Source organism: Pseudomonas sp. D1-36 (assembly GCF_051132205.1).
Lineage (GTDB): Bacteria > Pseudomonadota > Gammaproteobacteria > Pseudomonadales > Pseudomonadaceae > Aquipseudomonas.
Genome location: NZ_CP071674.1, coordinates 1,784,091 through 1,797,692, shown reverse-complemented (window position 1 = coordinate 1,797,692; position 13,602 = coordinate 1,784,091). Strand labels below are relative to the sequence as shown.

Genomic DNA, 13,602 nt, shown 5'->3' with positions numbered 1-13,602 from the left:
CCGCTGGGTTGCGCAGCAACCCCAAAGCCCAGCACCTCGGTGTATCAGAATGATCGCGCTCAACTGCCCAGGGGGCCGCTTCGCAGCCCAGCGGGAGCAAGCTCCCTCGCCACGGGTCTCATTGAAGCTTCAGACCTGTTCAATACCGACATCCCTCTAGGAGCAATTCCTACAGGGGATTACAATCGCCACCCCGCCTGAACGGCCGACCCACCCCGCCCATGCCAACCTGCTTCGTACACCCGCTGCCCTACCGCGCCAACCCCGCCGATTATTTCGCGGCGATCCGCCATGCCCCGGGAAGCGTGCTGCTCGACAGCGGCCGGCCGAGCGCCGAGCGGGGGCGTTATGACCTGCTCAGTGCCTGGCCGCTGGAACAACTGGCGGTGGTGCCGGATGAAAGCGGTGGCCATTTCCTACAGCGTCTTCGGATGCATCTAACGCAGCTGGGCCACGCAGAGCTACCTGGCACGGTGCAATTGCCCTTCGCTGGCGGCCTGATTGGCTACTTGAGCTACGACTTCGGCCGACACCTCGAAGCACTGCCGTCCCATGCACACGATGACCTGCAACTGCCCGACGCACGTTTCGGCCTGTACGACTGGGCATTGATTACCGATCACCAGGCCGCTACCAGCCAACTGGTTTTCCATCCCCATTGCGGCGAAAGTGAACGCCGACGTTTGATTGAACTGTTCAGCCAGCCGCTCGCGGCGCCTGCCAAGGCGTTCAGTCTTGAGGGCCCGATGGCGCCCGACCTCAGCGCTGAAGCCTATAAGCAGGCATTCGAACGTATCCAGGCGTATATCCAGGCCGGCGATTGTTATCAGGTCAACTTTGCCCAGCGCTTTCGCGCCCGGTGCCAGGGCGATGCGTGGCCCGCTTACCAGGCGCTGCGGGCGGCCTGCCCGACGCCTTTTTCCGGTTTCCAGAGCCTGCCGGAGGGCGGCGCGGTACTGAGCCTGTCGCCGGAGCGTTTCGTCAAGGTCAGCGAAGGCCACGTCGAAACCCGCCCGATCAAGGGCACCCGACCCCGCGGCACAACGCCCGAGGAAGACACGGCCCACGCCGCCGAACTGCTGGCCAGCCCCAAGGACCGAGCGGAAAACCTGATGATTGTCGACCTGCTGCGCAATGACCTGGGCCGCACGTGCCGCATCGGCTCGGTGCGAGTGCCGGAGCTGTTCAGCCTGGAAAGTTATCCGAACGTGCATCACCTGGTCAGCAGCGTGACCGGCGAACTGGCGGATGACAAGGACGCCTTGGACCTGATCGCTGGTAGCTTTCCCGGCGGCTCGATCACCGGCGCGCCGAAAATCCGCGCCATGCAGATCATCGACGAACTCGAACCGACCCGACGCGGGTTGTATTGCGGCTCGCTGCTGTATCTGGATGTGCGCGGGGAAATGGACAGCTCGATCGCCATCCGCAGTTTGTTGGTCAAGGATGGACAGGTGTGTTGCTGGGGCGGTGGTGGGATTGTCGCGGATTCAGATTGGCAGGCGGAATATCAGGAGTCGATGACCAAGGTGAAGGTCCTGCTGGAAACCTTGCAGAACCTGTGAACCCTGTGGGAGCGAGCCTGCTCGCGAAGGCGGTGGTTCAGCCAGCATTGATGTTGACTGACAAACCGCTTCGCGAGCAGGCTCGCTCCCACATTGAGAAGTGTTACAGGCCGAGGGGGCGGTTCGAAGCCTTGATGAATTCCTGCTTCAACTCGGCAAACGTATGCACCGCCGGGAATTGCGGAAACTCGCGGATGACGTTTTCAGGCGCATGGAACAGAATCCCAGCGTCGGCTTCGCCCAGCATAGTGGTGTCATTGTAGGAATCTCCCGCCGCGATCACCCGATAGTAAAGGCTCTTGAAGGCAAGGACCGACTGACGCTTGGGATCTTTCTGACGCAGCTGATAGCCAGTCACTCGCCCGCCGTCGTCGGTGATCAAACGATGGCAGAGCAGCGTCGGGAAACCCAGCTGACGCATCAGCGGTTGGGAGAACTCGTAAAAGGTGTCGGAAAGAATCACCACCTGGAACCGCTCCCGCAGCCAATCGACGAATTCGATGGCGCCGTCCAGCGGCTGGAGGGTGGCGATGACTTCCTGGATATCGGAGAGCTTGAGACCATGCTCGTCAAGGATGCGCAACCGTTGCTTCATCAGCACGTCGTAGTCGGGAATGTCCCGAGTGGTTGCCCTGAGGGATTCAATCCCGGTTTTTTCAGCGAAGGCGATCCAGATCTCCGGGACCAGCACACCTTCCAGGTCGAGACAGGCAATTTCCACAAGACACTCCCATTTTTTGATGTTTATCGGTTGAGCGAACAAAAGGCTTGCCGACTCTAGCCATTCGACGAAGCCCGCGCAACGCACAGGAGCGCGCCAGCCCCCGTTGCTTTTGTTACCATCAGCCCCATATAGAGCGCCCAGCGCCACCGACCTGTAGGAAACCGCCCTGATGAGCCCATCGTTTGACGTCGTGGAACTCGCCACGACCTATGCCAATAAGTCCCCCCAAGACATCCTCAAGCTGGCCTTCGCCGAATTCGGCGATGACCTGTGGATATCCTTCAGCGGCGCCGAAGACGTGGTGCTGGTGGACATGGCCTGGAAACTGAACAAGAACGTCAAGGTGTTCAGCCTCGACACCGGCCGCCTGCACCCGGAAACCTATCGTTTCATCGACCAGGTCCGCGACCACTACAAGATCGACATCGAATTGATCTCGCCCGACCATACGAAACTGGACCCTTTCGTTAAGCAAAAAGGCCTGTTCAGTTTCTATAAGGACGGCCATGGCGAATGCTGCGGCATCCGCAAGATCGAGCCGTTGCGGCGTAAACTGACCGACGTGCGCGCCTGGGCCACCGGCCAGCGCCGCGATCAGAGCCCTGGCACCCGCAGCCAGGTGGCGGTGCTGGAAATCGACACGGCATTCTCTACGCCCGAGCGCACGCTGTATAAGTTCAACCCGCTGTCGCAGATGACCAGCGAGGAAGTCTGGGGTTATATCCGCATGCTCGAGCTGCCTTATAACAGCCTGCACGAACGCGGTTTTATCAGCATCGGCTGCGAGCCATGCACCCGCCCCGTCCTGCCGAACCAACATGAGCGCGAGGGCCGCTGGTGGTGGGAGGAAGCCACGCAGAAAGAATGCGGGCTGCACGCCGGCAATATCATCGCCAAATCCAAGACTGTTTAGCCCTTCCTCATTTTCTGTACACAAAAATGTCACTTCAGGTGCCATTTTTGTGTGCATGCCCCGCTTGAATGCCCCTAAAAGTTACACCGACTCTAAAACCCTACCTGCTGCCTCCCCCCGCTTGACGCTAGCGTTGAAAATAAATACCTGTTCGAACGGTCAAATTTTACCTTCGACATTTCAGGCGGTTACTTGCAATCCATAACAAACCGAAATCAACGACCTATTCGTTAGATCCTAAAGTGGCATATATCTGGCTTAAGACGACCAGTGTTTTGTATACAAATACAAAACAAAATACACACACTTTTCGATCCGCAAGCCTGAAGCGCCCTATCCCGTACAGGCTGCAGATGCCCCGTAACCAATGATGCTCGCCGCCGCGACGAAGATCTGCCGAGCCTCGCGCTCATGCACAGTCACCGTGGCCCGAGACTCTGGAGCCTGCCGGAATGCGTACAAGTCTTTCTAATAACATCGCGCTGGATCTGCCCTCCCCAACCACTGCGCTCGAAGAACGAGCAGCAGCTCCTCTCGCCTTGAGCCCCAGATTGCATAACAAGGATTTAGCACCAACCAAGGTCGAAGGCCGGCGCTGGGGTCGCTACAGCATCTTTGCCCTGTGGACCAACGACGTACACAACATCGCCAACTATTCATTCGCCATCGGCCTTTATGCCCTGGGCCTGGGCGGCTGGCAGATCCTGCTGTCCCTGGGGATCGGCGCGGCACTGGTGTATGGCTTCATGAACCTGTCCGGCTACATGGGGCAGAAAACTGGAGTACCTTTTCCCGTCATCAGCCGGATCAGTTTCGGTATCCACGGCGCGCAGATTCCTGCGCTGATCAGGGCCGTTATCGCCATCGCCTGGTTTGGTATTCAGACGTACCTGGCTTCAGTGGTATTTCGCGTGTTGTTGACCGCGGTCCACCCTGGCTTCGCCGAGTACGACCAGAACTCCATCCTCGGGCTGTCGAGCCTGGGTTGGGTGTGCTTCGTGGCCATCTGGTTCGTGCAACTGGTGATCCTGGCCTACGGCATGGAGATGGTCCGGCGCTACGAAGGCTTCGCCGGGCCGGTAATTCTGGTGACGGTCGCGGCACTTGCCGGTTGGATGTATCTGCAGGCCGACGCAACCATTGCCTGGTCGATCCGCGAGCCCCTGACCGGAGGCGAGATGTGGCGCAACATATTGGCGGGCGGAGCGCTGTGGCTGGCGATCTATGGCACGCTCATTTTGAATTTCTGCGATTTCGCCCGCTCGTCGCCGTGCCGCCGAACCATCGTCGTAGGAAACTTCTGGGGCTTGCCGGTGAACATTCTGGTGTTTGCCGCCATTACCATCCTGTTGTGCGGTGCGCAGTTCCAGATCAACGGCCAGATCATCGAAAGCCCGACCCAGGTCATCGCCTCGATTCCCAATACGTTCTTCCTGGTGCTTGGCTGCCTGGCCTTTTTGATCGTCACCGTGGCGGTGAACATCATGGCCAACTTCGTCGCCCCGGCGTTCGTGCTCAGCAACCTGGCGCCCAAGTACCTGACCTTCCGCCGCGCGGGGTTGATCAGCGCCGCCATTGCCGTGCTGATCCTGCCGTGGAATCTCTATAACAGCCCGCTGGTGATCGTGTATTTCCTGTCCGGCCTCGGCGCCCTGCTCGGGCCGCTGTATGGCGTGATCATGGTCGACTACTGGCTGCTGCGAAAAGGCCGCATCAACGTGCCGCAACTGTACAGCGAGGACCCAAATGGTGCGTATTTCTACAGCAACGGGGTCAACCTGCGGGCGGTGGCGGCGTTCATTGCAGCGGCACTGATCGCGATTGTCCTGGCGCTGGTGCCCGGCTTTGACAGCATTTCACCATTTTCCTGGCTGATTGGCGCTTCGATTGCAGGGTTGTTGTACCTGATCATCGCCAAGCGCGAGCCGCACTACGAGGACGTAAGCGGCGAATCCATCGCTGTGGATAACGTCAGCCATTAATCCATGGAAATGGCTCGTCAGGTACGGGCCTCCTGTTTTCGTTCAAAAGGAATAGCTCATGCGAATTCTAGTGGTCAACGTCAACACCACCGATTCCATCACCCAGGCCATTGCCCGACAAGCCCAGGCCGTCGCCGCGCCGGGTACCGAGATCATCGGGCTCACGCCGCATTTCGGTGCCGATTCCATCGAAGGCAACTTCGAGAGCTACCTGGCGGCCATCGCCGTCATGGACCGGGTGATGTCCTATGACCAACCCTTCGATGCGGTAATCCAGGCCGGCTACGGCGAGCATGGTCGCGAGGGCTTGCAGGAGTTGCTCGACGTGCCGGTGGTGGACATCACCGACGCTGGCGCCAGCACCGCCATGTTCCTGGGCCACGCTTACTCGGTCGTCACGACGCTCGACCGCACAGTGCCGCTGATCGAAGATCGTCTCAAACTCTCCGGCCTGTTCGATCGCTGCGCCTCGGTGCGGGCCAGCGGCCTTGCGGTATTGGAGCTTGAAGAGGACCCGCAACGGGCGGTGGAAGCGATCGTGCAGCAGGCCGAACTGGCGGTCAGGCAGGACAAGGCGGAAGTGATCTGCCTGGGCTGCGGCGGCATGGCCGGGCTCGATGAGCAGATCCGCCAGCGCACCGGCGTGCCGGTGGTCGACGGGGTGACCGCGGCCGTGACGATTGCCGAATCGCTGGTGCGGCTGGGGTTGTCCACCTCTAAGGTGCGCACCTACGCGACACCTCGGCCGAAGAACATCATCGGCTGGCCGGGGCGGTTTGGGCGGTGAGTGTGCGGCACTAGCCCGTGGCGCGCTCCCACATGGATTCCAGCGGCCACACAAACTGTGTTATTGCGAAATCCTGTGGGAGCGAACTTGCTCGCGATTAGAGCCAACTTCGGTCAACGTCCAAATCAGACCGCGCTAAACCGCCGAGCCAACCCCTGTTCGCCAAACTGCTCAATGATGAAGTCCACGAACGCCCGAGTCTTGCCTGGCAACAGTTTATGCTCAGCGTAATAGATGGAAATGTTGCCATCATCGACGTACCAGTCCGGCAGGACCCGTTGCACGGCGCCGCTGTCGAGGAAGGGAAGAGCTACTGGCATGCTGACCAGACCGATGCCCAACCCCTGAGCCGCGGCGGCGCAATCGGCCTCTGAATCACTCATTGTCATGCCGGGTTTAAGCATGAGCGGGCTATGTTGTTGGTCGCGGCTGGTCAATTGCCATGAACGGACACGCCCGGTTTGGGGCGAGCGAATAAGAATGCCTCGATGGTGCGCCAGATCCCCGGGCTCGATGATCTCTGGATATTTCTGCAAATAATCGCCTGACGCAACCAGCACCCGGTGGGCCACGGCCAATTTTCGAGCAACGACGCCCTGAGGCAACTCAAAACCGCCGCCGATAGCCGCGTCGAAGCCCTGGCCGATCAAGTCCACCTGCCGGTTATCGAAATGCCAATCCGGACTGATCGCCGGGTACCTGCGCAGCAATTCCCCCAACAACGGCACGACATACAACCGCCCGAACGCCGTGCCCATGCTCACTTTCAGCGTTCCCGCCGGTTGTCCGCCGGCGCTGGCCAGGTTGGCGACGGCATTCTGGATGGTGTTGAAACTGCTGCCAACTTCTCCTAGAAACAACTGGCCGGCTTCGGTCAGCCTCAAGCTGCGGGTGCTGCGCTGGAACAGGCGCACCCCCATCCGCGCCTCCAACTTGGCGACGCTTTTACCCACCGCTGCCGGGGTCACGCCCAAACGTCGTGCCGCCTCGGCAAAGCTGCCGACTTCGGCGCTGCGAACAAAACATTCGATACTGCTGAAACTCTCCATGGCGCCCACTACCAACTTTGGGTTTACACAGACTATATCAACGAAGGTCTACCCAGCCGATAGCCTAGTCTTGATACTCGCCCCATCACCGCGGCACCTCGCCCCGGCACCTTATGGAGAACATCATGAATACCCAAGCACTGAACGGCAAAGTCGCATTGGTCCAGGGCGGTTCCCGTGGCATCGGCGCCGCCATCGTCAAGCGCCTGGCTGCGGAAGGCGCGGCAGTCGCCTTTACCTACGTCAGCTCTGGCGCAAAATCCGAAGAACTGCAGAACAGCATCACCGCAGCGGGCGGCAAGGCCCTGGCCATCAAGGCTGACAGCGCCGACGCCGACGCCGTGCGCAACGCCGTCGCCGCCACCGTCGAGGCTTTTGGCCGCCTGGATATCCTCGTCAACAATGCCGGCGTGCTGGCAATGGCGCCGCTGGATGAGTTCAAGCTGGAAGATTTCGACCAGACCCTGGCCGTCAACGTGCGCAGTGTGTTCGTCGCCACCCAGGCCGCCGCGCGGCACATGGGCGAAGGTGGCCGGGTCATCAACATCGGCAGCACCAACGCCGATCGCATGCCCTTCGCTGGAGGCGCCACGTACGCCATGAGTAAATCCGCGCTGGTAGGCCTGACCAAAGGCCTGGCCCGTGACCTAGGCCCACGGGGCATCACCGTCAACAACGTGCAGCCCGGCCCGGTGGACACTGACATGAACCCGGCCGACAGCGACTTCGCCTCCAGCCTGATAGACCTCATGGCGGTTGGCCGTTACGGCACGTCGGAAGAAATCGCCAGCTTCGTTGCCTACCTCGCGGGCCCGGAAGCTGCCTATATCACCGGGGCCAGCCTGACCATCGACGGCGGTTTCGGCGCCTGATCCGAGGCAACCCGCAGGGCTGCACAGCAGCCCTTTCGCATCAAGCCCATTCCAGTTCCGGCAAACCGCACAGGCTTGGCTGGAACAGTTTGAGTGATCGGATGATCGCATCGGCGTGGGCGTACTTTTCGTCGGCCATGGCCGAATCCGGAATAGCGATGGCGGTCATGCCCGCCGCTTTCGCCGCCGTGACGCCGAACGGGGAATCCTCGAAGACCAGGCAATCGCGAGGATCGACGCCCAGGCGTCGGGCCGCGGTGAGGAAGATATCCGGAGCGGGCTTGGCCGCACCCACTTCCGGATCATCTGCGGTCACGATGCAGTCGAACAACGCGAACCAGTCCCGATGCAGGGTGGTTTTCAGCTCGAACGATGGGCGAGCCGAGCTCGTCCCTACCGCAATCGGGATGTGGTGAGCCTTCAAATGCCGCACCAGCTCCTCAGCGCCAGGCATCCCCATGGCATGAGGAAAACGCTCGCGCATCAAGGGTTCGCGAATGGTCAGGAATTCTTGGGGGGTGATTGGCAACTCCAGCGCCTGGACAACGTAGTTGGCCAGGTCCGTGGCGCCACGCCCGATGATGTTCTGCTTGACGCTCCAGTCGAACGTGCGCCCGTAGCGCTCGGCAATGATGGACGTGACTTCGGTATAGATGCCTTCGGTGTCCAGCAGCAAGCCATCCATGTCGAAAATCACGGCCTTGATCGGGCCAAACTTTTTCAGCGGTGCATTCATCGCATCTGATCCGTTATCAACTCAGCATTTCAGGGATGGCTCAGGTGCGCCCGGCGCAACGTATTCGCCTTAAAGGATTCAGCAGAATAACGAGGCGCGCTCGATACAGGCAATGGGAAATTTTAGTAGGACGGTGACGGGGGATTGGCAACTGCAACCCCCCGTCACGAACAGTTGGGATGATCGACGGGAACGTGCGTCAGCTGCCGGAACCACCTGAGCCGGAGCCCGACCCGCCGCCGCTTGAGCTACCGCCGCTACCGCTGCTGCTGCCGGTCCCACTGCTTGAGCCGGAACCGCCGCCCATCGTGCTGCCGCCGCTGGTGGAACCGCTACCGGTTCCCGGGCTGGTGCTGCTGCCGCTGGCATCACCACCGTTGCCTCCACCCACGGAGCCGGGTGGCAGGGCGTTGCCGGTGGTGTCGGTGGTGGATCCCGCATCCATCTGCGTCGAAGGCGGCATGCCTCCCTTGTCCACGGGCGCGTTGTCCGACGATTGGGCGAAAGCCGCCAGTGAACTGGCGCAGAGGACTCCGGCGAATGCCAGAGCCGTCAGGTTTGACTTCATCATGGTCAATCTCCTTTTCAGATGATTACTTCATGTCAGGCAACCCTGGCGCGCCGATGGTGCCGCGAAATCGACGGGCGGATGACGATCAGCTGGGCGTGCCCGAAGCGTCGTCACCGGCAATGTCCGGATCGTCCGGCGTCGCCTCGACATCCTGATCATCGCTTGGCACCTGCTCGACTCCAGTGTCGTCGTCATCAGGGGGTCGCTGGTCGCGGCTTAGCGGGTCGGTGGGTGAACGCAGCGGATATTCCGGCGTCTCGTCGTCCGGTACGGGCGTATCAGCAGTCATGGCAACCTCCTGGTATTTTCAGTAAGCGCAAGCAAGACGGACTTATTTGTAGGACTCATCCTCAACCTCGGCATCTTCATCGTCGATCAAGGGAACCTGAGCATCATCCATCAGGGAACCAGGGTCTTCGTTACCCGGATCGTTGACGCCCGGATCGTTGATGAAGGGAACACCCGACGGGCCCTTTTCTTCCTTGCCTTCAGTTTCCGGCGTCATGGCACACCTCCAATCACACGTGAATGTATGAATTCGAGGCGATAGAAAGCTAATCGTTCCGGGTAAATGCCCATAAGAAAAAACCGGCGCTGGGCCGGTATTTTCAATGCGTGGATCGCTCAGCGATGCTTTTTCTTGTGCTTGTGCTTGTGCTTGTGCTTCTTGCCGCCCAAGTGTCCATCATTATCGTTGGACAGGTTACTGCCCAGCGCACCGCCTGCCGCCCCACCAATGCCCGCGCCGATGGTGGATCCGGTCGATCCGCCCAAGCGGTTGCCAACGATCGAGCCACCCGCCGAACCCAGGCCACCACCGATGGCTGCTTCCGTACGGCTGCCCTTGCGCGCGCCCACCGCACTACCGGCCGCACCGCCGACACCCGCGCCAATCGCGGCGCCAGTGCTGCCGCCCATCTGTTGGCCAACCACATTACCCAACACACCGCCCAGACCACCGCCGACCGCAGCAGTACCGTCGCCAGCGGCCATCGCGCCCTGAGCGAGCACAAGCCCAAGCGCCAAGGTGGACAAAGTCAAACGCATGATAAAAACCTCAAGAATGCCGCATCGGGGGAAAAGGCCGGCGCGCGCGGGCGCGAGTGTACGCCAAACCGCGACAGCCATGGCGGTTGGACCACAAGCAAGGGGGTAGTTTTATGACAGGCAAAAAAAAGCCCGCTGGGGAAACGGGCAGGTACTGCTTTCTAACGGATGAGCTGAGACTACGCGACCGACTGTGAAAGAAACGTGAAAGCAAATCTCTGTAGGAAAAAAATGAAAAATTTCAGGAAACGTCCCGTTTTTACGAAACGAACGGGTGAAAAAAGCCCCATTCGATGACGGGGCTGCGCTGACGATTATTTCCTGACGGGGATTCGGGGCAGGAATTTGGCTTTTTCCCCTCGCTGTACCTTGGATACTCTCGTCTTGATGGACTTGATCGGCTCGTCGCCGAAATCCGATCGATAGGCCGACTGACCACACTGTAGACCTTCGTTGACCGGATACGCGGCGCCATTTTCCTCGCTGTACTGTGCTCCCATCGCATTTCCCCTTTCGACGAAGCCGATACCGGCAACAACGATTGCCTATAAATATCGACCTTCACGTCAGTGAGACTAGCGGGTCATCAACAGACTGCCTGTCCGCAACCCGCCCTGACCGACGAACGGAACCCACTGTTTCAAAAAGGAAACACTCACTCCGCGCCCAGTATGGTGCGGCTCAGAACCCTGGAAACCTGATCAGCCGAATAAGGCTTGGACAGAAACTCGAAACCTTCATGCCCGCTTCGAGCCAGCTCCTCGCTGTAACCAGACGTCAACACCACCGGCAGCTCCGGGCGACGCTTGTGCAATTCCCTCGCCAGGGCGATTCCGCTGATGCCGGGCATGACGACATCGGAGAATACGGCGTCGAACCTCGTCGCATCCTGGCCAATCATCTCCAACGCCTGCTCGGCATTGGTCGCCCAGGCCGTTTCGTATCCCAGGTCTTGCAGGATCTGGTTGGCGAAACGCCCCACTTCCAAGTTGTCTTCCACGATCAATACCCGACGCCGGCCCTTCTCCAGCACCATAGGCGTGGTTTCCTCGCGTTTGGGCGCCTGGACTCCTTCTGGTTCGACTTCCGGGAGATACAGCGTAAAGACGGTGCCCTTACCGACGACGGTGGAAACATCGACGTTGCCTCCCGACTGCTTGGCGAAACCAAATACCTGGGACAACCCCAGCCCCGTGCCCTTGCCCACTTCCTTGGTGGTGAAGAACGGTTCGAAAATATGCTCGAGTATTTGCGGGTCGATTCCCGTCCCGGTGTCCTCCAGGGCGATGGCGGCGAAGGCCTGCCCTGCCCCGGCATGGCCTCGGATCGGCGGCATGCTGTGCCCACAATCGAGCCTCAACCACAACGTCCCCTGGCCGTTCATGGCATCCCGGGCGTTCAAGGCCATGTTGATCAGCGCCGTCTCGAACTGGCTCAGATCCGCGCGAATGTAGCAAGGCTGTTCACACAATTGGACCTTGACGTGGATGCGCGCCCCCGTGACCGTTTCCAGCATGTCCCCCAGGCTTTGGACTTGCTTGCCCACGTCGATGATTTCCGGCTTCAACGGCTGTCGCCGTGCAAACGCGAGTAACTGGCTGGTCAGCTTCGAAGCCCGCTCCACCGTTTCGGAAACCGCGACCATGTAGCGCTGCCGGCGCTCGTCGGACAGGTTGGGCATGCGCAGGAAGTCGACCGAGGACCGGATGATGGTCAGCAGGTTGTTGAAGTCATGGGCCACACCACCGGTGAGCTGGCCGATGGCTTCGAGCTTTTGCGACTGGCGAAGCGCCGCTTCGGTCTGTTGCAGCCGCGTCGTGCGCTCCTCGACCCGTTGTTCCAGGGTCGCGTTCAGTTCGGCCAGTGCCGCCAGGCCTTCACGCACCGCAGCGTCCGCACGGGCGCGTTCGATGTGGGCCCAGCAGCGCTCGGTGACCTCCATCAGCAACGTCAGGTCGTTCGACGTCCAGGTTCTCGGTGTTTTGTCATGGATCGCCATCAGCGCAGTCAAGCGACCATCCTTGATCAGCGGGACGCAAATGGTGGCCGCGATGCCTATCGACTGGAACGCAGCCGCTTCCTCAGGCGCCAGCTCCGTCAGGTTGTCGTTGATCACCAATGGCTTGCCGGCCCGCAGATTGGTGACCGCCAACCGGCCGAAATCCAGCAGACGGTAATGCCCGATAATGCTGGGCGAACCAGCCTTCGCCCAATCGCCACGAATCGTGAAGCCATCCTCGTCCTCATCCATATCGGCATAGGCGCAGTTGGACAGGTTGAGGTGCGCCGCGAGAATGCGCGCGGTGGTCGCCATGATCGCCTGCGGATCCGTGGCATTGGCCACGGCACTGCCAATGGCATCGAGCACCGCCAGGCGTTGGGTCATGAGCACCGTGGAAGTCGTCTCGGTGACCGTGTCCAGCATACCCACGACCTTGCCGAACTGATCCCGGATGGGGCTGTAGCAGAACGTGAAAAAAGCTTTCTCGGGGCCACCGCCACGTTCGATGACCAACGGAAAATTCTCGATATAGGTCGCTTGTCCCTCGAAGGCCGCGCCCACGATCGGCCCGATATCGCTCCAGGCTTCCTGCCAAACCTGATCGAACGGACGGCCCAATGCTTCGGGTTTGCTACCGAGGATGGGCAAGAACGCATCGTTGTACAGCATGACCAGCTCGGGGCCCCAAACGATTGCTTGGGGAAAATGGGACGCAAAGCTCAGCGCCACGGTGGTCTTGAGCACATCTGGCCATTTTTCGAAGGGTCCGAGGGAGGTGTCGTTCCAATCGTGACGGCGCACCCTTTCAGCCATTTCTCCATAGCTCTGGAGCCAATCTGTCATTGCGTTCGATCCTTCTGGCACGCCAATACCCAGCGAGGGGAAAAGCTTGTGACCCCAGGCAGGGCCGTATTATCCCGCGCGGGGTAGGAAAGTGCGATTGGATTGTGGGATGTGTCGGGCTGCAATTACCCAACAAATGACGATTCTCGACCGAAAGGCTACAGCAACGTCCTACAAACCAACGAAAGTGGCGGGCTTTCGCCTCCTCTGGCGACCAGTACGCATCGTCGGATCAAGGCGATGCAGCGACTCGAAAAGATGTGGATCATGGGGCTAAAGATCGGCTTGCAGGCGCCGATAAAACAGGCGCACTTGGTATTTGCCATACCCGCCCGAGATATGGAGACGAAGGCGCAAGCGGACGAGACTGCGATAACGCAGGTGTCCGACGAAACAGGCGAAGGACATATAGATAAGAAAAAAAATCAGGGGCGAAACGGTGAAGAACACCAAACCCAGAAGTGATGTATCTCCAGTATCACGCAACAGGTTTTTCGCCCTTGAACAACGA

14 protein-coding genes are annotated in these 13,602 nt (G+C 60.0%); 6 read left to right on the top strand and 8 right to left on the bottom strand.

The genetic code is table 11. The features are described from left to right. Window positions 1–221: 221 nt before the first annotated feature. A complete protein-coding gene (gene pabB, locus J3P76_RS08180) occupies window positions 222–1,565 on the top strand; it encodes an aminodeoxychorismate synthase component I (protein ID WP_434701727.1) in 1,344 nt (447 codons plus the stop codon). A gap of 103 nt (window positions 1,566–1,668) precedes the next feature. Here pabB and thrH read toward each other — a convergent pair whose 3' ends face one another. Then, the gene (gene thrH, locus J3P76_RS08175) at window positions 1,669–2,286 is read right to left on the bottom strand and encodes a bifunctional phosphoserine phosphatase/homoserine phosphotransferase ThrH (RefSeq protein WP_434559930.1); all 618 of its coding nucleotides are present in this window, start codon (window positions 2,284–2,286) and stop codon (window positions 1,669–1,671) included. A gap of 172 nt (window positions 2,287–2,458) precedes the next feature. Between thrH and J3P76_RS08170 the strand changes: the two genes are divergently transcribed. From J3P76_RS08170 to J3P76_RS08160, 3 genes are all read left to right on the top strand, one after another. Next, a complete protein-coding gene (locus J3P76_RS08170) occupies window positions 2,459–3,202 on the top strand; it encodes a phosphoadenylyl-sulfate reductase (RefSeq protein WP_420767244.1) in 744 nt (247 codons plus the stop codon). A gap of 452 nt (window positions 3,203–3,654) precedes the next feature. Further along, the gene (locus tag J3P76_RS08165; RefSeq protein WP_434701726.1) at window positions 3,655–5,184 is read left to right on the top strand and encodes an NCS1 family nucleobase:cation symporter-1; all 1,530 of its coding nucleotides are present in this window, start codon (window positions 3,655–3,657) and stop codon (window positions 5,182–5,184) included. A 58-nt stretch (window positions 5,185–5,242) separates the two neighbouring features. Then, window positions 5,243–5,971, top strand: a complete 729-nt coding sequence (locus J3P76_RS08160) for an aspartate/glutamate racemase family protein (protein WP_420767243.1) — start codon at window positions 5,243–5,245, stop codon at window positions 5,969–5,971. Between the two features lie 125 nt (window positions 5,972–6,096). Here the strand turns inward: J3P76_RS08160 and J3P76_RS08155 are convergent, their stop codons facing one another. Further along, window positions 6,097–7,020 carry a LysR family transcriptional regulator gene (locus tag J3P76_RS08155; RefSeq protein WP_434559934.1) on the bottom strand — a complete coding sequence of 308 codons (924 nt, stop codon included), beginning with the start codon at window positions 7,018–7,020 and terminating at the stop codon, window positions 6,097–6,099. A 125-nt stretch (window positions 7,021–7,145) separates the two neighbouring features. Between J3P76_RS08155 and J3P76_RS08150 the strand changes: the two genes are divergently transcribed. Next, entirely contained in the window at window positions 7,146–7,892 is a 747-nt protein-coding gene (locus J3P76_RS08150) for a 3-oxoacyl-ACP reductase family protein (RefSeq protein ID WP_420767241.1), read from the top strand. Window positions 7,893–7,932: 40 nt separating this feature from the next. On the opposite strand, the gene J3P76_RS08145 is transcribed toward J3P76_RS08150, so the two are convergent. The 6 genes from J3P76_RS08145 to J3P76_RS08120 form a co-directional block, all read right to left on the bottom strand. After that, window positions 7,933–8,628, bottom strand: coding sequence for an HAD-IA family hydrolase (locus tag J3P76_RS08145; protein WP_420767240.1), 696 nt, complete (start codon window positions 8,626–8,628; stop codon window positions 7,933–7,935). A 199-nt stretch (window positions 8,629–8,827) separates the two neighbouring features. Next, window positions 8,828–9,199 (bottom strand): hypothetical protein, encoded by a 372-nt coding sequence (locus tag J3P76_RS08140; RefSeq protein ID WP_434559936.1) that lies wholly within the window; start codon window positions 9,197–9,199, stop codon window positions 8,828–8,830. Between the two features lie 85 nt (window positions 9,200–9,284). After that, the gene (locus tag J3P76_RS08135) at window positions 9,285–9,488 is read right to left on the bottom strand and encodes a hypothetical protein (protein ID WP_420767238.1); all 204 of its coding nucleotides are present in this window, start codon (window positions 9,486–9,488) and stop codon (window positions 9,285–9,287) included. 42 nt (window positions 9,489–9,530) lie between these two features. Further along, complete coding sequence (locus J3P76_RS08130; protein WP_434559938.1) at window positions 9,531–9,704, bottom strand: hypothetical protein; 174 nt, start codon at window positions 9,702–9,704, stop codon at window positions 9,531–9,533. A gap of 119 nt (window positions 9,705–9,823) precedes the next feature. Continuing rightward, the gene (locus J3P76_RS08125) at window positions 9,824–10,246 is read right to left on the bottom strand and encodes a glycine zipper domain-containing protein (RefSeq protein WP_434701724.1); all 423 of its coding nucleotides are present in this window, start codon (window positions 10,244–10,246) and stop codon (window positions 9,824–9,826) included. 655 nt (window positions 10,247–10,901) lie between these two features. Beyond that, window positions 10,902–13,091: a response regulator gene (locus tag J3P76_RS08120; protein ID WP_434701723.1), complete on the bottom strand. Its 2,190-nt coding sequence runs from the start codon at window positions 13,089–13,091 to the stop codon at window positions 10,902–10,904. Window positions 13,092–13,331: 240 nt separating this feature from the next. On the opposite strand from J3P76_RS08120, the gene J3P76_RS08115 reads away from it, so the two are divergent. After that, window positions 13,332–13,556, top strand: a complete 225-nt coding sequence (locus tag J3P76_RS08115) for a hypothetical protein (RefSeq protein WP_434559942.1) — start codon at window positions 13,332–13,334, stop codon at window positions 13,554–13,556. Window positions 13,557–13,602 lie beyond the last annotated feature (46 nt).

What these genes read in the sequence shown, in the direction of transcription:
- J3P76_RS08160 (WP_420767243.1), top strand. Translation starts at nt 5,243, where the DNA reads ATGCGAATTCTAGTGGTCAACGTCAACACCACCGATTCCATCACCCAG.
- J3P76_RS08165 (WP_434701726.1), top strand. Translation starts at nt 3,655, where the DNA reads ATGCGTACAAGTCTTTCTAATAACATCGCGCTGGATCTGCCCTCCCCA.
- J3P76_RS08125 (WP_434701724.1), bottom strand. Translation starts at nt 10,246, where the DNA reads ATGCGTTTGACTTTGTCCACCTTGGCGCTTGGGCTTGTGCTCGCTCAG.
- J3P76_RS08150 (WP_420767241.1), top strand. Translation starts at nt 7,146, where the DNA reads ATGAATACCCAAGCACTGAACGGCAAAGTCGCATTGGTCCAGGGCGGT.
- J3P76_RS08135 (WP_420767238.1), bottom strand. Translation starts at nt 9,488, where the DNA reads ATGACTGCTGATACGCCCGTACCGGACGACGAGACGCCGGAATATCCG.
- J3P76_RS08140 (WP_434559936.1), bottom strand. Translation starts at nt 9,199, where the DNA reads ATGATGAAGTCAAACCTGACGGCTCTGGCATTCGCCGGAGTCCTCTGC.
- J3P76_RS08120 (WP_434701723.1), bottom strand. Translation starts at nt 13,091, where the DNA reads ATGACAGATTGGCTCCAGAGCTATGGAGAAATGGCTGAAAGGGTGCGC.
- pabB (WP_434701727.1), top strand. Translation starts at nt 222, where the DNA reads ATGCCAACCTGCTTCGTACACCCGCTGCCCTACCGCGCCAACCCCGCC.
- J3P76_RS08115 (WP_434559942.1), top strand. Translation starts at nt 13,332, where the DNA reads ATGCAGCGACTCGAAAAGATGTGGATCATGGGGCTAAAGATCGGCTTG.
- J3P76_RS08170 (WP_420767244.1), top strand. Translation starts at nt 2,459, where the DNA reads ATGAGCCCATCGTTTGACGTCGTGGAACTCGCCACGACCTATGCCAAT.
- J3P76_RS08145 (WP_420767240.1), bottom strand. Translation starts at nt 8,628, where the DNA reads ATGAATGCACCGCTGAAAAAGTTTGGCCCGATCAAGGCCGTGATTTTC.
- J3P76_RS08130 (WP_434559938.1), bottom strand. Translation starts at nt 9,704, where the DNA reads ATGACGCCGGAAACTGAAGGCAAGGAAGAAAAGGGCCCGTCGGGTGTT.
- J3P76_RS08155 (WP_434559934.1), bottom strand. Translation starts at nt 7,020, where the DNA reads ATGGAGAGTTTCAGCAGTATCGAATGTTTTGTTCGCAGCGCCGAAGTC.